The following is an 18,628-nucleotide window of genomic DNA, read 5'->3' as shown; positions in this document are numbered from 1 at the left end:
CTTTCACCGTATTCATAAAATTACTCTCCACCCAGTCCTTCCAGAGCCAAGGTTCTCGGCCGCTCAATCCAGCCACCAAGACCATTAGGTACAATTTCAATTAGATTTATTCTGTATTCAGAAATGGACAATATACGACCATGATTCTGGCCCATATAGTTGCCTTCTTTTACCCGGACAACGCTGTTATCGCCATCCTTGATTAAAGCCCAGAGCACTCCGTCGTCGCGCGCAAGCGTTCCCACCATAGAAAGAGAGCCCAGAGCGTATTGCTCAAGATGTTCCCGGGGGCGTTCAAGATCCGGACGAATGTCACTGCCTGGCTGCACGTTAATTTCCGTATCAGCAATCACTGGTAACTCGAAAGGAGAGCGTAAGCCGGCGGCACTATAGCTGAAAAACTCATAAGGCTTAAACACAGGTATAGGCTCAATTCGTCCACGGGGCTTATTCAGGGTATCTTCGGCAAAACGTTTCAGGTCAGAGGTATCTTCAGACCCTGAACATGACACCAGAAAAACAGACAAACCGGCGACGATAAGAGACGGCAGCAATTTATTCATATTACTTAACCTCCTCATCACCACTATATTGGTAAGTCTTAGCCAGAATATTCATTTTCAGAGCACCGTCATTGCCTGACTTTCCAATCGAAAAATCATGCAAGGTCACGATACGCGGCAGAGAAGCTACCGAAGAAACAAAAGCTCCCATCTCATGATAACCACCAACCACTTCAATATTGATTGGCAATTCATTATAAAACTCTGTCTTAGTCATTTTCTGCGGATCGATGGCATTCAGTTTAAGACCAGCACTCAACGCCGCCGAGCTGATATCATCAATCAGACCTGGGACTTCAGTATCCCGCGGTAACTGTTTAAGCAACGAGCCAAAGCTTTCTTCCATCTCAACCATCTGCGCTTTATATGCTGCCAGATTAGCGACCCGGAATGCCTTATTTTCGAAATCTTTCTTCAGCGTTTCCTCCCGCTGAACGGCACTGCTCAGAGTATCCAGATTACTTTCTATAAGGCCAAAATACCCGCCGGTCAGCACCGCAAAGAAAATCAGAACACAAAATACAACTTTACCGGGAAAAGGCCATGAGCCCATATTCTCCCAATCGATATTGTTCAGATCATCCAGCTGAAACTCATTCAGCTTTTCAGTCAGTGCCTTCAAATCTATTTTTTTCAGGTCAGCCATGCTGTCACTCCTCCGCCGCTTTTGGCTGAACACGCTTCATAGTAACCTCAAACTCATTCACACCCTCAGACTTTGCCTGCACCCGGATAAGGATAGGGTCAGAGAACCAGTCGGACTGATCAAAGTTACGCATTAACGCAGACACCCGATTATTCGACTTCGCTAACCCTTTAACCGTTACATCGGTATTTTTAATTTCCACTGATGTGAAATACAGATCTTCAGGAACCGAGCGGGCCATTTCATCGAACACACGCACGATAATTGGCCGGTTTCCCTGCAAAGCCTGAATAAGCTCCATCCTCTCGATTAACTTTTTGCGTGTATCCCGCAGCTGGCGGATCTCATCAATCTTGGCATCCAGCACTTTCATTTCATTCTGGATAAATCCATTACGGCTATTCTGCGTTGCAATACTGCTTTCATAATGACCGTTGATAAAATAAATAATCGCAGCCGCAGCAAAAGCGACCAGAGCAATCACGCCGTAAAATTCATTCTGTTTTTCTTTCCGCAGCGCCTGACGCCACGGCAGCAGGTTAATATTGGCCATTAATCAAAGCTCCTCATCGCCAGCCCGCACGCAATCATCAACGAAGGCGCGTCGCCATTCAGCAGATTTGCGTTAACCTTCTGCGATAACGTCATATTCACAAAGGGATTGGCAATCACAGTTGCGATACCCATCGCGTCCTGAACCTGGTCGGACAAGTGAGGGATAGAAGAAGTACCACCGGCAAGAATGATGTAATCAACATCATTAAACTGGCTGGACGAGTAAAAAAACTGCAGCGAACGGCTGACCTGCTGAACTACCGCACGGCGGAAAGGCTCCAGAACCTCACTTTCGTAGTCATCCGGTAAACCACCTTCCAGCTTAGCCCGTGTCGCTTCTTCTTCGCTGAGGCCATAGCGGCGCATGATATCTTCACTCAGCTGCTTACCACCGAATAACTGTTCACGGGTATAAATGGATTTGCCTTCATGCAACACGCTGAGCGTGGTCATAGTGGCACCGATATCCAGAATAGCGACGGTTTCAATCTCGTCACCATCCAGCTGACCTGCCAATAAAGAGAAGGCGCGCTCGGTACAGAAAGCTTCAACATCCACAACCGCAGCTTCAAGGTTAGCGTATTCAACCGCGTCTTTACGGCGCTCAACGGTTTCAGAACGGCAGGCCGCCAGCAGAACATCCACCATGTCATTGCCAGAGTCGGACGGGCCCTGGATTTCCCAATCCAGCGCGACTTCTTCCAGAGGATAGGGAATATACTGATCCGCTTCAGCGCGGATCTGAAAATCCATTTCATCATCTTTCAGCTTGCCGTTCATCTGCACTGTTTTGGTGATTACCGCAGAGCCGGCAACAGCAATAGCTGCACGCTTGGCACCGGCACGGGAACGACTCAAAGCACGACGTATTGCTTCGCCAACCGCTTCGTCATTGCTGATGCTTTGCTCAACCACAGCGTTGGCAGGCAGGGGTTCAGCGGCATAAGCTTCAACCTGATAGCGATCGTTATTGCGACTCAACTCAAGGACTTTTACCGAGGTGGAACTGATATCCACCCCGAGAATTGCCTTGTTCTTCTTATTAAACAAGTTAGCCAGCACGACAAAATCCCCATCAAATTCGCGAACTTGCACGCACAAGCTCACTCAGATCCTATATAGTCGAAGTCATTATAAGCACATTCCTATTAAAAGAACAAAAAACCCTTATAATGCCGCAACCCGCATATTCACTGGCTTCCCGAGGCGATGACAATCTTTTTTTATGACTAAGTCACACCCGCTCCTGCAATTGTTTTTTTGGCTCGTAATGTCCATTTTTGCCGGCGCCGGCATACTGATGATGGCAATTTACCTTTATCTCGCTCCGACCCTGCCGGATACCGAAGAACTGAAGGACATCGAACTGCAGACGCCACTGCGGGTGTACTCCGCTGACGGTAAGCTGATCAGTGAGTTTGGCGAGAAGCGCCGTACACCTCTGACCTTTGCTGAAACACCGCCACAATTCATCAATGCCCTGCTCGCCTCTGAAGATGACGGCTTCTTTGAACACTTCGGGATCGACCTGAAAGGCCTTGCCCGCGCGGTGTTCGAGCTGATTCGCACCGGCAAGAAAAAATCCGGTGGCAGTACCATCACTATGCAGGTGGCCAAGAACTATTACCTGTCATCGGAGAAGACCTTTGCGCGTAAATTCACCGAGATTCTGCTGGCTCTGAAAATTGAACAAAGTTTGAGCAAACAGGAAATCCTCGAGCTCTACATCAATAAAATCTATCTGGGCAAGCGCGCCTACGGTATCGAAGCGGCGGCGCAGGTTTACTACGGCAAATCCATCAAGGAGCTGAATCTGGCGCAATTGGCCATGATCGCTGGCCTGCCCCAGGCACCCTCAGCGGCCAACCCGGTTAACAACCCGCGCCGCGCCCTCGATCGTCGCAACTATGTACTGGCACGTATGCGCACCCTTGAAATGATCAGTGCCGAAGAGTTTGACCAGGCTGCGCGAGCTCCGGTTACCGCCCGCTATCATGGCGCAACCTCCGAAGTTCTTGCCCCCTACGTTGCCGAGATGGTGCGCCGCGAAATGGTCGAGCGCTATGGTGATGATGCCTACACTGCAGGCTACAACGTCTACACAACCGTTGATGCCAGCCGCCAGCTGGCAGCCAACCGGGCACTGCAGACCGGATTGCTGAAATATGACCGCGATCACGGTTACCGCCAGCCCAAACCGATGGCCCCGGTCATGACCCTTGAAGTGGCTGACAATCCCGAACTGGAACCCTGGCTCAGCAAGGCCGACAAGGCTCATGATACCGACTGGCCACAAACCCTCGACCAGTGGAATGACATTCTGCGCGATCAGGATGATATGGGGCTGATTTCTCCGGCAATTGTCCGCAGCGTCGAACACGATGGCGCCTGGATCTACCAGAACAACAGCGAACGCTGGCTGCCATTCAGCGGCATGCTCTGGGCCAAACCCTACGTTGACGTCAACATCATTGGTGCCGAGCCCAAGCAACCATCCGATGTACTCAGTATTGGTCAGCGCATCTGGGTAGAAGAAAGCCGCGACGGCCTGCTGCTCGCCCAGGTTCCCGAGGTTGAAGGCTCCATCGTTTCTTTGCGTCCAAAAGATGGCGCCATACAGGCTCTGGTTGGAGGCTTCTCTTTTGGCAGCAACAAATTCAACCGCGCAATCCAGGCCGAGCGCCAGCCAGGCTCTGCATTCAAGCCGTTCATATACAGTTCTGCGCTGGCTAACGGTTTCACCCCCGCCAGCATTATTAATGATGCGCCGGTGGTATTCGAAGACGCCAGTCTGGAAAACACCTGGCGCCCACAGAATAACAGCGGCAAGTTTTACGGCCCGACCCGTCTGCGTGAAGCGCTCTATAAGTCGCAGAATCTGGTGTCTATCCGTATTCTGAAGCAGGTCGGACCAGGCAAAGCCGTCAATTATATTGAGCCCTTCGGCTTCCCGCGCAGCAAGCTGAATGCCGACCTGTCGCTGGCTCTGGGGGCATCAGCCGTTACTCCTATGGAGCTGGCCACCGGTTACTGCGTACTGGCTAACGGCGGCTATGCCGTCGATCCTTATCTGATCAGCCGTATCGAAGACAGCAGCGGGAACATCCTGTTTAGTGCCAAACCCCGTACCGTGTGTCACGAGTGCGAGAAACAGCAGGCGACCGAAGCTGGCCAGGCACAACTTGCCGCCAGCGAATTGCTGGAGCAGCAACTGCAACAACAGCTGAACCCGGAAACAGAATCGCAGCCGGAAGAGCAGGAAGAAGCGCTGCCCACCGCACCACGCGTCATGGACTCACGCACCCACTTCCTGATGATCAGCATGCTGAAAGACGTGGTGCGCCTGGGAACCGGTAAACGCGCGCTGGCACTGAACCGTGATGATCTGGCCGGTAAAACCGGTACTACCAATGATCAGAAGGATGCCTGGTTCTCCGGCTTCAGCCCCGATCTGGTAACTACCGTATGGATTGGCTTTGACCAGCCGAAAACCCTCGGCCGCTGGGCATTTGGCTCCAACACCGCCTTGCCGGTGTGGGTCGATTATATGGGCAGCGCCCTGAGCGGTGTGCCTGAGCATCCATTCGAGCAACCGGAAGGAATCGTCAGCGTACGCATTGATCCGGAAACCGGCTTACTGGCAGCACCGGGGCAAAACAATGCCATTTTTGAATACTTCAGAGAAGAAGATGTGCCCAGCCAGCCGGTTAAAATCACACCGACCAATGGCAGTGGTGAAACTGAGCTGGTGCCGGAGCAGCTGTTCTAACGAGCGCTGCTGAGGACGAAATACAGACATAAAAAAGGCCGGATCAACCGGCCTTTTTTGTGCTTATTTCAAACGATAAAACGGCGCTTACAAATCCACCAGCTTACCCGGGTTCATCACGTTATTCGGATCGAATACCGCTTTCACCGCTTTCATATAAGCCAGCTCAGCCGCTGAGCGGGTATATTCCAGATACGGCTTTTTGGTCATGCCTACGCCGTGTTCGGCGGAAACCGAGCCGTCGTATTTCTGCACGATTTCAAATACCCATTTGGATACCTTGGCACAACGCTCGAAGAACTCTTCTTTCGCCAGCGCATCCGGCTTAAGAATATTCAGGTGCAGGTTGCCATCACCGATATGGCCGAACCAGATAATCTCAAAATCCGGATATTCACGGGTTACGATTTCATCAATATCGTTCAGGAATGGCGGTACTTTGGAAACAACCACGGAAATGTCGTTTTTGTACGGTGTCCACTCGGAAATGGTTTCAGAAATATCCTCACGCAGACGCCACAGATTCGCCGCCTGGGTTTCACTCTGACTGATCACACCATCAACCACCCAGCCGTTTTCCACACACTGCTCGAACAGGCTCATGGAAAGATCCATGTCGGCATCGGTGACGGCTTCAAATTCGATCAGCGCATAAAAATCGGCACTGCTGTCGAACGGCGCAGGCACATCGCCGCGCGCCAGTACTTTACGCATGGCTTTATCGGAGAAGAACTCAAATGCAGTCAGATCCATGCTGCCCTGGAACTGGTTCAGCACCTTCATCACGTCGTCCAGTTCAGGAATCGCCAGCACCAGTACAGTCAGGTTTTTCGGTGTACGGGTCAGGCGCATGGTGGCTTCCGTAATAAAGCCGAGCGTGCCTTCACCGCCGATGAACAGCTGACGCATATCGTAGCCGGTGTTGTTTTTCAGCAGGTCCTTATTCAGACGCAGAATTTCGCCCTGACCGGTTACTACGGTCAGACCAGCCACCCAGTCACGGGTCATACCCCAGCGGATTACTTTAATACCGCCGGCATTGGTGCTGATATTACCGCCAATCTGACTGGAGCCCGCAGAAGCGAAATCCACCGGATAAAACAGACCCTGCTCTTCGGCATAATTCTGCAGCTGCTCGGTAATCACCCCGGCACCGCATTTAACGGTACGGTCAACGGCATTAAAGTCGCTGATCTGATTCATATAATCGAAGGCCACAACGATTTCGCCATTGGCTGCCACCGCGCCGGCACTCAGACCGGTACGGCCACCGGATGGCACCAGTGCCAGCTGATGCTCATTGGCCAGCAGTACAATATCGCGCACCTGCTCGGTGGTTTTCGGGAACACGATCGCAGTTGGCTTGGGCGCGTAGATTTTGGTCCAGTCTTTACCGAAGGTTTCCAGAGAGTCTGCATCGGTACGAACCTTATCGGCACCAACAATGGCCGATAACCGTTCAATCAGGGCGTCTTGAGTCAGGGCAGTCATGGGAGATTCCGCATAGATGAATGTCATTCACCTCAAATTGAGTATTCTTCGCGATGAAAAGCGAGTTTGAGGCTCACGTTAACAGGCCGGGTATGCTAGCATACGCGCCTTATTTTTCGGAGTGGTTTTCGCTCCGGAAGTGAGTCCGGCGCCTGTCGTTACCTGTGCTGTACCGTGCAAGCACCGGCCGGATTCACCGCAACGGTTCTACATACTGCATATAGGTACCATCATGGCTCAAACCTCCCTCGATAAAAGCAAGATCAAATTTCTCTTGTTGGAAGGCGTACACCAGTCGGCTCTCGAGACCCTGAATGCCGCCGGTTACACCAACATCGAGTACCTGAAGACCTCGCTGCCGGATGACGAGCTGAAAGCCCGCATCAAAGACGCACACTTTGTCGGCATCCGCTCCCGCACTCAGCTGACCGACGAAATCTTCGAAGCTGCCGAAAAACTGATCGCCGTGGGCTGCTTCTGTATCGGTACCAACCAGGTTGACCTGAAAGCGGCCACCAAGCGTGGTGTTGCGGTTTTCAACGCACCTTATTCCAACACCCGTTCCGTTGCCGAACTGTCTCTGGCCGAAATCATCATGCTGATGCGCGGTATTCCTGAGCGTAATGCCCAGTGTCACCGTGGCGGCTGGAACAAGTCTGCGGATAACTCTTACGAAATCCGTGGTAAGAAACTGGGCATCATCGGTTACGGTTCCATCGGTACTCAGCTGTCTGTAATGGCTGAGAGCATGGGTATGGACGTGTACTTCTACGACGTGGTTACCAAACTGCCACTGGGTAACGCCAAGCAGGTTGGTTCCCTGAACGAACTGCTGAATCTGGCCGATGTTGTTTCCCTGCACGTACCGGAAACCGCAGCCACTAAGTGGATGATGGGTCCTGAGCAGTTCGCACAGATGAAACAGGGTTCTATCCTGCTCAACGCCTCGCGCGGTACCGTGGTTGATATCGACGCTCTGGCCGAAGCCATCCGCAGCAAAAAACTGCTGGGTGCAGCGATCGACGTATTCCCGGTTGAGCCACGCGCTAACGGCGAAGAGTTCATTACTCCGCTGCGTGAATTCGACAACGTCATCCTGACTCCGCACGTGGGTGGTTCTACCCTTGAAGCACAGGAAAACATCGGTAAAGAAGTGGGCGAGAAGCTGGCTCAGTACAGTGATAACGGTACCACTACCTCTTCTGTTAACTTCCCGGAAGTGGCTTTGCCAGGCAACAAAAACGTGCACCGTATCCTGCACATTCACCAGAACGTTCCTGGCGTGATGAATGCGATCAACAGCATTTTCGCCGAGAACGGTATCAATATCTCAGGTCAGTACCTGCAGACTGTTGAAGAAGTGGGTTATGTGGTGATTGATGTTGCTGCTGACGCTTCTGAACTGGCTCTGGAAAAGATCAAAACTGTCGAAGGCACTATCCGCGCCCGCGTACTGTACTGATCGGTTCCGCTGTAATCCCTGTGATTGCGGCAATAAAAAACGGCAGCCCTGGCTGCCGTTTTTTATGCCTGCTGTTTATCTGTTACTTCGTACCGCTATCACCAGCTCATCTGCCAGCCAAGGCGATTCAGCCAGCGCGGCGTGGTTTCATACAGTACCTGCTCAGGCAAGGCATCATACTGACTGCTGAGCGACCACTCTCCAAGCCAGGTACGCCAGCTCCAGCGTGCCAGCAAACGCTGCTGCCGGTAGCGCCCCTGTGCGATATAGCCCGGATCGTTCTCCTGCTTACCCGCATCCCAAATGATGCCAAGCATCTGCTCCTGCTGTTCGCCGCTATGGCTCCAGACAAGCCGCGCACTGCTCTCTGCCCCCAGCACCAGCTCTCCGGCGCGATTACTGTAACGCTGCTGGCGCAATGTACTAAACCAGATATTGTGATTAGTCAGCGGTTGCCACTGCAGCTGTGACTCAACACCCTTCAGGGTCATCTGGCCTTCGTTGGCAAGCGAGGCGCTGCTCAGGGTCACGTTACTGCCAATCAGATCATCCAGCTGTTCGCGGAAAACCTTGATATCCAGCTGCAATGCCGCCTGCGGTAAATGTAAAAAGTAGCCCAATTCCCAGGCCTGAATACGTTCATCGCGCAAACCATCACGCCAGCCATCGGCGTTGGCATTAATAAATAAGCCACCCTGATCCAGATTGAGATAATTAGCGCTGACATCACTCAGCACAGCGCGTCCGTTCAGATAACGCTCGGCAATATCCGGAGTGCGGCGGCTGCGCGAATACTGCACGCGGATACTCTGATCGGCGGCGGGCAGATAATTCAGCGCCAGTCGTGGCAGGTAGCTGACTTCCTCTTCGCTCTGATACTGTGCCATCAGTCCGGCTGACAGCAGCCAGTGTGGTGCCGGGCGATATTCCGCACTGGCAAAAGCCAGCCACTGGTCGTTGCGGACTTCACCCTGCAAATAAGTTGCTGAATTCACCAGATCACGTCGCAACCCGATCCCCTGCACCGAACGCAATTGCTCGCTCCAGCGCCGGGTATCCTGCAGTTCAATATCAAAGCGCTGCTCATAGACATCCAGATCACCACGCCCGCATAGCATCTGATCCAGAGCATTGGCAGCCACGGCACGCTGCACAATCTGCTGCGCCGAGCTGTATTCACCGGCCGTTACCGCCGCTGTTAATCCCAGCCCCCGCTGTAATTGCGCGGCATCAAATACACCCGCTGCCAGCCCCTGATAGAACTGAGTAATCGCACTGCGCTCGCTGCTGCTTAACGCCGGATTCTGCAGCGGCATCAGGCCATAACCGAGCTGCTCTGCCAGCTGCGGATGCTGCTGATACAACTCACTCAGCTGTGCATCAAATGCCATGGACGGCGCACAGGCGTGGTAATCCACTTCACTGTTATCGGCCTGCCAATAGGCCTGCAACTGAACTTCATGATCGGCCGAACGCTGACTGCGCCAGCGCAGCCAGCCCAGATCTGACTGTGCCCACTGCTGTGGCGAGTCGGTCTGAAAATTACTGTCAGCGAGATAATCACGCTGCAATTGCTGGCGCCCAATCTGCCAGCGCAGCTCGTTATCCATATCCGCCTGCCAGGCTCCGGACCAGTTCAGCCCACGCACCTGACGCAGATCCGGAAATCCACCCTGATCGCCAGCATCGGCATGGTAGCCACCATGCTCACCTTCCCTCCAGCCAAACAGACTGAGGCGGCTTTGTTGCTGCGCCCCCTGCTGGCTGATGCTGGCATAGAATTGCGGACGTTGCTCTGAGCCAAAGCTGCCATTCAGGCGCAAACGCGCACTGTCAGCCGGGTGTCGGGTAATAATGTGAATAACGCCCTGCAGGGCATTCATACCGTAACTGGCCGCACTCGGACCGCGGGTAATTTCAATGCGTTCAATATCCTGCAGGGCAATACCGAGCTGATCCCAGTCGACATTGGCAAAGGAGGCTTTATAAACCGAGCGGCCATCCACCAGAACTTCCAGCCGCCGCGCCAGTGATACCCCGCCACTGTGATAAACCACACTGGTGCGATTGGAATCCAGTTCGCGGGCGACAAACAACCCGGGAACAAAGCGGAATAAAGAAGGGATATCGGCCGCGCCCCAGAGACGGATCTGTTCGGCGGTAATAACGGTAACAGCGGCGGGAACTTCAGCCAGCGGTTGCTGCAGACGAACCGGGGTTAAAACCTGAGGGATATCGGGCTCGAATTCAAAGGCATCAAACTCTGCAGCCACAGAGGTGACGGATATTACCATGCATGAGCAAAGCAGTATCCGGCCCGCATACCCGCGCCTGTTCCCCGATTTCATTATGCATCCCTGCCCCATATAAGTGGCCAGATAGTACACAATTACGGCATGCCTGTTAATACCGTAACAAATCAGCCAGAGCCCATAAACACAGGGCGGAAGCTATACAGAATGCTTGTGCAGCAGCGATTCAGGACGACAGAACTTACCGACTGGTATCACTGACCTGACAATTTTTATGTGATGAATAATATTTTACGGCAGCTTATAAAAAAACAGACCGCCAATATGCGGTCTGTTTTTTTATTACAAGAAGAGCGTCGTTACTTAAAGTGCGTTTTCGATAACTTCCCGAATGGTTTTCGCACGATCCTGCACCTGATTCTCTGCATTGATAATTGGCGAGTGGTTAATCGTTAACACACCATCGCTGTATGAGGCACATTTATCGGAGTTATGAATATCGCCATCATTTTCAATAACTATTTTTTTCAGATCGGCCTGGACGGCTTCCTGGCAAAAATCATCGGCGCACAATTCTTTAAGTGCAATAATTACTGGCTCAAAATAAATCAAAGGCCAGGTTTGATCATACAGGTGTGAGTAACCATCAATGGTAATGGTGTCCCACTTAATTTCAATTTCGAACTCGAACTTAGCAGCTTCGAAGATCTGAGCCTTCAATGAATCCAAACGATCCTGTTCGAAATCACGTGCTGCTTTTTTTTCCTTAAGTCCCATTGTCATTCCTTAAATTCTGACAGGCTAATTAACATAAAAAGATCCGCCTCCCAGCGAATCTTTTTCATTGACCTGCAGAACCAGCATCACCGTTTCTGCAGATGGTCGTTAATCAAGCCGCATTTCGATGCCCGCCGCAGCCATATGCTGCTTGGCTTGCTGCACTGTGTATTCGCCAAAGTGGAAAATACTGGCGGCCAGCACCGCATCGGCATGACCGATCTTCACGCCATCCACCAGATGGTCGAGGTTGCCCACACCACCCGAGGCGATCACCGGTATATTAACAGAATCAACAATAGCACGAGTAACACCGAGGTCGAAACCCGATTTCACGCCATCACGGTCCATAGACGTCAGCAGGATTTCACCAGCGCCGAATTCAGCCATTTTTACCGCCCACTCTACCGCATTAATACCGGTCGCCTTGCGGCCACCGTGGGTAAAGATTTCCCAGTGATTATCACCGACCTGCTTGGCGTCAATCGCAACGACAATACACTGCGCACCAAATTTATCTGACGCCGCTTTAACAAACTCCGGGTTGTATACCGCGGCAGAGTTAATCGACACCTTATCAGCGCCAGCATTCAGCATACGGCGAATATCGTCCAGCTCGCGGATGCCACCACCAACGGTCAGCGGAATAAATACCTGTTCGGCGATGGCTTCCACCATATGCACCGTGGTGTCACGACCTTCGTGACTGGCGGTAATATCGAGGAAGGTAATTTCGTCGGCGCCCTGGTCGTTATAACGCTTGGCGATTTCCACCGGGTCACCGGCATCGCGGATACCAACAAAGTTCACGCCTTTAACAACACGTCCTTTATCAACATCCAGACAAGGAATAATACGTTTGGCGAGCGCCATATCAGGCTCCTGTTAACTCGTCAGCCAGCGTCTGAGCTTCGGCGACGTCCAACGTGCCTTCGTAAATCGCACGGCCGGTAATGGCACCCAGAATGCCCTGGCTGGCCACTTTGGACAGCGCACGGATATCTTCGATATTGGTGACGCCACCGGAGGCGATCACCGGAATGCCACCCTCAACCGCCAGCTGCAGCGTGGCTTCCACGTTAACGCCCTGCATCATGCCGTCACGGGCAATATCGGTATAAACGATGGAGGTTACACCGTCGTTTTTGAACTGCTTGGCCAGGTCGACAGCTTTAACGTCAGACACTTCAGCCCAACCATCGGTCGCCACAAAGCCATCCTGCGCATCCAGACCGACAATGACAGTGCCCGGAAATGCCTTACAGGCTTCTTTAACAAACTCCGGCTCTTTAACCGCCTTGGTACCGATAATCACATAGCTGACGCCAGCCTTAATGTAATGCTCGATGGTTTCCAGCGTGCGGATACCGCCACCAATCTGAATCGGCAAACCCGGAAACGCTTTGGCGATTGCCGTCACCGCTTCACCGTTAACCGGAGTACCGGCGAATGCACCGTTCAGATCCACCAGATGCAGGCGGCGACAGCCGGCATCGACCCAGCGCTTGGCCATAGAAACCGGATCATCACCAAAGACGGTAGAATCTTCCATACGGCCCTGACGCAAACGCACACACTGACCATCTTTTAAATCAATCGCAGGAATTACCAGCATTGTTTTACCTTACATTCTGAATTTGGAATCAGGCCTGACCATCCCAGGCGAGGAAGTTTTTCAGTAACGCCAGACCGGCGTTGTGACTTTTTTCAGGGTGAAACTGCACCGCAAAGACGTTGTCTTCGCCCATGGCCGCCGCAAAGTCGACGCCGTAATGGCCACGGCCTTTCACCTGGGCAGCATTAGCCGCCTGCACATAATAGGAATGCACAAAGTAGAAACGGCTGTTATCGGCGATACCGGCCCAGAGCGGGTGCGCAACCTGCTCAACACGGTTCCAGCCCATATGCGGGACTTTCAGCTGTTCGCCGTTTTCCACCAGATCATTGCCGAAGAATTTTACTTCGCCGGGAAATAATCCCATGCATTCGACGCCGCCGTTTTCTTCGCTGCGTTCCATCATGGCCTGCAGGCCCACACAGATGCCCAGCAGTGGCTTGCTTTTACGCACTTCGGCCACGACCTGATCGATTCCCTGGCGGCGGATTTCTGCCATACAGTCACGGATAGCACCGACACCGGGCAATACCACGTGATCGGCTTTGCGGATCACGTCGGCATCGCTGGTAACCACCACTTTGGTATCCGGCGCCACAGTCTGCAGCGCGCCATGGGCGGAGTGCAGATTGCCCATGCCGTAATCGATCACTGCACAGAGTTTACTGCTCATTCATTTATCCCTTGTGCTTACAGGCAACCTTTAGTGGACGGCATCACACCGGCCATGCGTGGATCCAGCTCCAGCGCCATACGCAGTGCGCGGCCGAAGGCTTTGAAAATGGTTTCGGCCTGATGGTGGGCGTTAAAGCCTTTCAGGTTATCGATATGCAGAGTCACACCAGCGTGGTTAACAAAGCCCTGGAAGAACTCCCAGAACAGCTGAGTATCCAGCTTGCCGATGCTGGCGCGGGTGAATTCTACCTTCATATCCAGACCGGGACGGCCGGAGAAGTCGACAACCACCCGCGACAACGCCTCATCCAGCGGCACGTAGGAATGGCCATAACGGACGATGCCTTTTTTATCACCGACGGCCTTGGCGAATGCCTGACCGAGGGTAATACCGATGTCTTCCACGCTGTGGTGATCGTCGATGTGGTTATCACCTTTACAGGTGATATCGAGGTCGATCAGACCATGGCGGGCAATCTGATCCATCATATGTTCCAGAAAAGGTACGCCAGTATCAAAGCGTGCTTTACCGGTGCCGTCCAGGTTGATGGTGACGCTGATCTGGGTCTCCAGCGTATTACGCTCGACCGTTGCGCTGCGGGCCATGGGCTTGCTCCAACTCTCGCAAAAAGGAAAAGAAAGCATTATAAAGCAAAGCGCTTAAGAAAATAGGCCGGGACAAGGCGGCGGGACAAATTCCCGGCAATATTCCGCTCCGGCCTGCTATCCCGCCATCCTATGGAGCCATGCTGTGCCCGTTAAATTGGAACATATCCAGTCACCGGCCGATGCCGACTGGAACGATCTCGACAAAATTCATCAGGAAACCGCAACCAACGGCCTGCTTTCTGACCGCACCGCACTGGAGCAACACCTGCAGAGTGGTGGCTGGATTATGGCCGGACGTTTTAACGACCGTATTATCGGCGTGATTCTGGCAAACGAAAGCAACGAGGGAGTACTTCTGCAACAGGCGGCGGTACGCACCATCACCCAGCGCCGTGGCGTGATGCACCAGTTACTGCATTTTATTCAGCAGTGGGCGACCGGCGAAGGTAAAACACTCCGTGTTGAAGCCTGCCCGGACGACCTTACTGCTGCTCTGCAGCACCGCGGATTCACGCTGAAAGATAACTTATGGACATACAATCCAGACAAATAACCCATCATCGTTGCATGGACGCAACAAAAAATTCATAAACCGCCACCTTTTCATCTCCGGCGCCGATAGCCATACTGGTCAAACTGTAAGTCTCCTGACGGATAACCAATATGCGAATCGCCATCCAGACATTATCAACCTTTGCGGTTTTTTTAGCCGCATTGCTTGCCTGCTCCGGTGTTGCAGCCAATGAGACTGGTACGACAGCCGTTACGGCTGAAGTTGCACCGCGCGATGTAGTTGCTTCAGCAACGCTGGGCATCATTAACGAGCTGAACAAACTGCAGCCGGAACAGCGCACCGAAGAGGAAGTCCGCCGCCTGGTGCAGACCTATATCGTGCCAGCTATCGATCAGGAAAAAATAGCCATGGGCGCACTGGGCAAGTACTGGCGCCGCGCCAACCCGGAGCAGCGTCAGGCTTTTATTGACCGTTTCCGTGAGCTGCAGATCCGCACCTACAGTGGCGCCTTTAAAGCCTTTAATGGCGAACAGTTTGAATTTGATGAAGCGCGCTTTAACGACAGCGGCGATAAAGCACTGGTTAAAGGCACGCTGAAACAGAACAATGGCAACACAATTCCTGTGGACTTTCGCCTGTACCGCGATAAAGACAGTCAGGAATGGCGTATCTACGATGCCGTCATTGCCGGCCTGGGTATGGTGAAAACCTACCGCGAGCAACTGAGCGAGCGTCTGCAAAATATCAGCATGAATGAACTGCTGGCGGAACTTTCTGCACAGGACGCCAACTAAGTTACAGCAAGTCTCTCTTTCTTGTTTTTTTCCTCCCCTATTACTGGCCCTTGCGGCCAGTTTTTTTATGCCTGCGTTTCGCCAGACAATGGTAATCCTCACACTCCTTACCTAAGCTGAAGAAGGTGCCGTACGCAGGCGGACATACTCGGCAAAGCCCGCCTCCACCGCGAAGGAATCTCTTCCGCAATCCGGCACAGCAGTTTATTGTCTGTCTCCGGCCGCCAGAATCATGCAGATGCCTCTGTCGCGGCCACTCAACAGGATTGTTGGCAGGTATTCAGCCTGGGGCATATTGCCAGCAGCAGGGAATCGGAGAGTGTTGTGCAGCAGGGTCGCATGAGCAGTTTTATTCAACGGGAGAATCGTATCCATCCGATGATTTGCACACAGGGTTATCCCGGGCATGCGCAGGAGAGTGAGCTGTGATCCGCTCTCTCAGCGCACAGTCGCTGCGCCGTAAGCTGGTTATCATCGCTCTGATTACCACAGGCCTGACCCTGCTGGTTTCAAACCTCGCCTTTATTTCTCTCGAATACTATCTGAGCCGCCAGGACACCCAGAAAAAACTGACCGTACTGGGTGAAGTTATTGCCAACCGTGCTACCGCCGCCCTGACCTTCAGCGACTTCGCCTTACTGCGCACCAATCTGAATACCCTGCGTGCCGATAGCAGTGTTGTGCGTGGCTGTATCTATGCCGAAAGCCAGGCGCTGGCAGCGTCTTATCATCCGGAAGACGGCGCAACACAGTGCCCGGAAATCCTGCAGGGCCTGCAAAATAATCAGCACAGTAATTTCGCCCAGTTTTTCCCCATTCTGCTGGACAACAACCCCATAGGTACTCTCTATATAGAGATCAGCCACAAAGACCTGCTACAACGAATTAATCAGTTTCTGATTTTTTCACTGCTGATTCTCGCAGCAGCGGTTTTGCTGGCAATTTTCCTGGCGACCAAGCTGCAGGACGTCGTCGCCAGGCCCATGAAAGACCTGGGCAATACCCTGCGCCATATTATGCTCAACAAGGACTACTCCATCCGCGCGGCCAAAGAAAATAACGATGAACTGGGCGATCTGGTCGATCTGTTCAACGGTCTGCTGCTGACTATTGAAGACGAAAACGCCTCGCTGAAAACCAGCGAAGAACGCTTCCGCAAACTCACCGCCCTCTCACCCGTTGGTATTTTTCAGGTCGATGGCAAGCAGCGTTTGCAATATGTGAATCAGCGCTGGCGCGATATTCATGGCATCCCCGATGAATTACCCAGCCTGCAGGACTGGTTTGCCCGTATTCACCCGGATGATCTCAGCACCACCCAGCAAGCCTGGAACCGGCTGATCTGCGAGCAGGAAAGTATCGCACTGGAATTGCGTCTGGTACGCCGCGATCACAGTCATACCTGGATTCAGTTACTGGCCAGTGCCCTGCACGACCGTCATGGCGAATTATTGGGTTATTTAGGGGCTATTTCAGATATTTCCGAGCTGAAAGCCGCCCAGATTCAGATGGAAAACCTCGCCTTTTACGACCCGCTGACCGGCCTTGCCAACCGCCGCCTGTTTAAAAACCGTCTGGAAAAGGCCGTTAAAAGCGTACTGCGTTCCGGCTCTTCGATGGCGCTGATGTTCCTCGATATGGATCAGTTCAAACGCATCAACGACACTCTGGGTCACGATGCCGGCGATATTCTGCTGAAAGAAGTTTCCAACCGCTTAAGCGCTACCGTGCGCGAAAATGACACCGTATCGCGCATCGGCGGTGACGAATTCACCATCCTGCTGACCGATGTTCATCACACCTCCGACGTATTGGTGGTCGCCGAAAAACTGCTGCTGGCACTGGCCAAGCCTATCCGCATCAAAGGCCAGGACATCGTCACCACCGTCAGTATTGGTATCACCCTGACACCGGATGACTCGACCGACGTTAACACCCTGATGAAAAACGCCGACCTGGCCATGTATCGTGCCAAAGAGCTTGGACGCAACAATTTCCAGTTTTTCTCCGAGGATATGAACCAGTCGATTCTCGAACACCTGTCACTGGAAAAAGAAATCAACGAAGCCATTAACCGCGAACAATTCAGTCTGGTATTCCAGCCTAAAATCAGCCTGTTCGATTACAGCGTTACCGGTGTCGAAACCCTGATCCGCTGGCAGCACCCGGATAAAGGCATGATTACTCCCGACCGTTTTATCCCCGTTGCCGAAGAAACCGGACAAATTATTGAAATCGGCAGCTGGGTACTGGAACAAAGCTGTCGTCAGATCAGCTCACTGATCCGCAGCAATGTACTGCCCAATACCGCCAAGGTTGCGGTTAACCTCTCGGCCCGTCAGTTTACCGACCCGAGCCTGCTGGCCCGTATTAACAGTGTGATCGAAATCAGCCAGATCCCGCCCCACTGTCTGGAGCTGGAAATTACCGAAAGCACGCTGATGGAAGACGTAGAAAGCGCGATTCAGATCATGCAGGAAATCAAGAAAATCGGCGTGGCCATCGCCATCGATGACTTTGGTACCGGCTACTCCTCTCTGGCTTATATCAAACGCTTCCCGATTGACGTACTGAAGGTCGACCGCTCCTTTGTTATGGATATCCCGGACGACAAGAACGATATGGCAATCACCGCCGCGGTAATCGCCATGGCGCATAAACTGAGTATGACGGTGGTAGCTGAAGGCGTTGAAACCCAGGAGCAGCTGCACTTTTTACGGCAGAACAACTGCGACGAGGGCCAGGGCTATCTGTTCAGCCGGCCACTGTCTTTGGGCCAGCTGCATCAGTTCCTCAATGAAAATGAGCGCATGCGTCAGCAGGGCAACCATATCAGCCTGCTGCAATAAGCCCTCGTTCCACAACGCTGAAATACCTATACTGGCGCCCAAATCTTAATCATCTGT

16 protein-coding genes are annotated in these 18,628 nt (G+C 52.7%); 5 read left to right on the top strand and 11 right to left on the bottom strand.

The annotated features are described in order from the left end of the window. Window positions 1-20 precede the first annotated feature (20 nt). From HUF18_RS12295 to HUF18_RS12280, 4 genes are read right to left on the bottom strand one after another with little or no spacing between them, the layout of a single operon-like run. Window positions 21-563, bottom strand: coding sequence for a pilus assembly protein PilP (locus tag HUF18_RS12295; RefSeq protein WP_225692400.1), 543 nt, complete (start codon window positions 561-563; stop codon window positions 21-23). A gap of 1 nt (window position 564) precedes the next feature. After that, window positions 565-1,209 (bottom strand): type 4a pilus biogenesis protein PilO, encoded by a 645-nt coding sequence (locus HUF18_RS12290; protein WP_225692399.1) that lies wholly within the window; start codon window positions 1,207-1,209, stop codon window positions 565-567. A 4-nt stretch (window positions 1,210-1,213) separates the two neighbouring features. Beyond that, on the bottom strand, window positions 1,214-1,762 hold the full coding sequence (locus tag HUF18_RS12285; protein ID WP_225692398.1) for a PilN domain-containing protein: 549 nt from the start codon (window positions 1,760-1,762) through the stop codon (window positions 1,214-1,216). Then, complete coding sequence (locus HUF18_RS12280) at window positions 1,762-2,859, bottom strand: pilus assembly protein PilM (protein WP_342453571.1); 1,098 nt, start codon at window positions 2,857-2,859, stop codon at window positions 1,762-1,764. The genes HUF18_RS12285 and HUF18_RS12280 overlap by 1 nt, the downstream gene beginning before the upstream one ends. Before the next feature lie 205 nt (window positions 2,860-3,064). On the opposite strand from HUF18_RS12280, the gene HUF18_RS12275 reads away from it, so the two are divergent. Then, window positions 3,065-5,533: a penicillin-binding protein 1A gene (locus HUF18_RS12275; RefSeq protein ID WP_225692397.1), complete on the top strand. Its 2,469-nt coding sequence runs from the start codon at window positions 3,065-3,067 to the stop codon at window positions 5,531-5,533. Window positions 5,534-5,620: 87 nt separating this feature from the next. Here HUF18_RS12275 and HUF18_RS12270 read toward each other — a convergent pair whose 3' ends face one another. Further along, window positions 5,621-7,024 carry an FAD-binding oxidoreductase gene (locus tag HUF18_RS12270; protein WP_145470729.1) on the bottom strand — a complete coding sequence of 468 codons (1,404 nt, stop codon included), beginning with the start codon at window positions 7,022-7,024 and terminating at the stop codon, window positions 5,621-5,623. A gap of 232 nt (window positions 7,025-7,256) precedes the next feature. On the opposite strand from HUF18_RS12270, the gene serA reads away from it, so the two are divergent. Then, window positions 7,257-8,486 carry a phosphoglycerate dehydrogenase gene (gene serA, locus HUF18_RS12265; protein ID WP_145470727.1) on the top strand — a complete coding sequence of 410 codons (1,230 nt, stop codon included), beginning with the start codon at window positions 7,257-7,259 and terminating at the stop codon, window positions 8,484-8,486. 98 nt (window positions 8,487-8,584) lie between these two features. Here the strand turns inward: serA and HUF18_RS12260 are convergent, their stop codons facing one another. The 6 genes from HUF18_RS12260 to hisB all read right to left on the bottom strand — a co-directional run bounded on the left by HUF18_RS12260 (window position 8,585) and on the right by hisB (window position 14,411). Then, entirely contained in the window at window positions 8,585-10,780 is a 2,196-nt protein-coding gene (locus HUF18_RS12260; protein ID WP_225692396.1) for a TonB-dependent receptor plug domain-containing protein, read from the bottom strand. Window positions 10,781-11,101: 321 nt separating this feature from the next. Next, window positions 11,102-11,515, bottom strand: coding sequence for a hypothetical protein (locus HUF18_RS12255; protein WP_145470723.1), 414 nt, complete (start codon window positions 11,513-11,515; stop codon window positions 11,102-11,104). 108 nt (window positions 11,516-11,623) lie between these two features. Continuing rightward, on the bottom strand, window positions 11,624-12,388 hold the full coding sequence (gene hisF, locus HUF18_RS12250; RefSeq protein ID WP_145470721.1) for an imidazole glycerol phosphate synthase subunit HisF: 765 nt from the start codon (window positions 12,386-12,388) through the stop codon (window positions 11,624-11,626). A gap of 1 nt (window position 12,389) precedes the next feature. Next, window positions 12,390-13,130: a 1-(5-phosphoribosyl)-5-[(5-phosphoribosylamino)methylideneamino]imidazole-4-carboxamide isomerase gene (hisA, locus tag HUF18_RS12245; protein ID WP_145470719.1), complete on the bottom strand. Its 741-nt coding sequence runs from the start codon at window positions 13,128-13,130 to the stop codon at window positions 12,390-12,392. 28 nt (window positions 13,131-13,158) lie between these two features. Then, window positions 13,159-13,803: an imidazole glycerol phosphate synthase subunit HisH gene (hisH, locus tag HUF18_RS12240; protein WP_225692395.1), complete on the bottom strand. Its 645-nt coding sequence runs from the start codon at window positions 13,801-13,803 to the stop codon at window positions 13,159-13,161. Window positions 13,804-13,820: 17 nt separating this feature from the next. Then, entirely contained in the window at window positions 13,821-14,411 is a 591-nt protein-coding gene (gene hisB / locus HUF18_RS12235) for an imidazoleglycerol-phosphate dehydratase HisB (protein ID WP_145470716.1), read from the bottom strand. Between the two features lie 145 nt (window positions 14,412-14,556). Between hisB and HUF18_RS12230 the strand changes: the two genes are divergently transcribed. The 3 genes from HUF18_RS12230 to HUF18_RS12220 all read left to right on the top strand — a co-directional run bounded on the left by HUF18_RS12230 (window position 14,557) and on the right by HUF18_RS12220 (window position 18,571). Further along, complete coding sequence (locus HUF18_RS12230; protein ID WP_225692394.1) at window positions 14,557-14,967, top strand: acetyl-CoA sensor PanZ family protein; 411 nt, start codon at window positions 14,557-14,559, stop codon at window positions 14,965-14,967. A 110-nt stretch (window positions 14,968-15,077) separates the two neighbouring features. Further along, window positions 15,078-15,722 (top strand): MlaC/ttg2D family ABC transporter substrate-binding protein, encoded by a 645-nt coding sequence (locus HUF18_RS12225; RefSeq protein ID WP_145470712.1) that lies wholly within the window; start codon window positions 15,078-15,080, stop codon window positions 15,720-15,722. Between the two features lie 425 nt (window positions 15,723-16,147). After that, entirely contained in the window at window positions 16,148-18,571 is a 2,424-nt protein-coding gene (locus HUF18_RS12220) for a bifunctional diguanylate cyclase/phosphodiesterase (RefSeq protein WP_145470710.1), read from the top strand. Window positions 18,572-18,628 lie beyond the last annotated feature (57 nt).

The organism is Thalassolituus sp. ST750PaO-4 (assembly GCF_020320405.1).
Lineage (GTDB): Bacteria > Pseudomonadota > Gammaproteobacteria > Pseudomonadales > Oceanobacteraceae > Venatoribacter > Venatoribacter alkanivorans.
The sequence above is the reverse complement of the archived record's forward strand: the minus strand, read 5'-3'. Positions and strand labels throughout refer to the sequence as shown.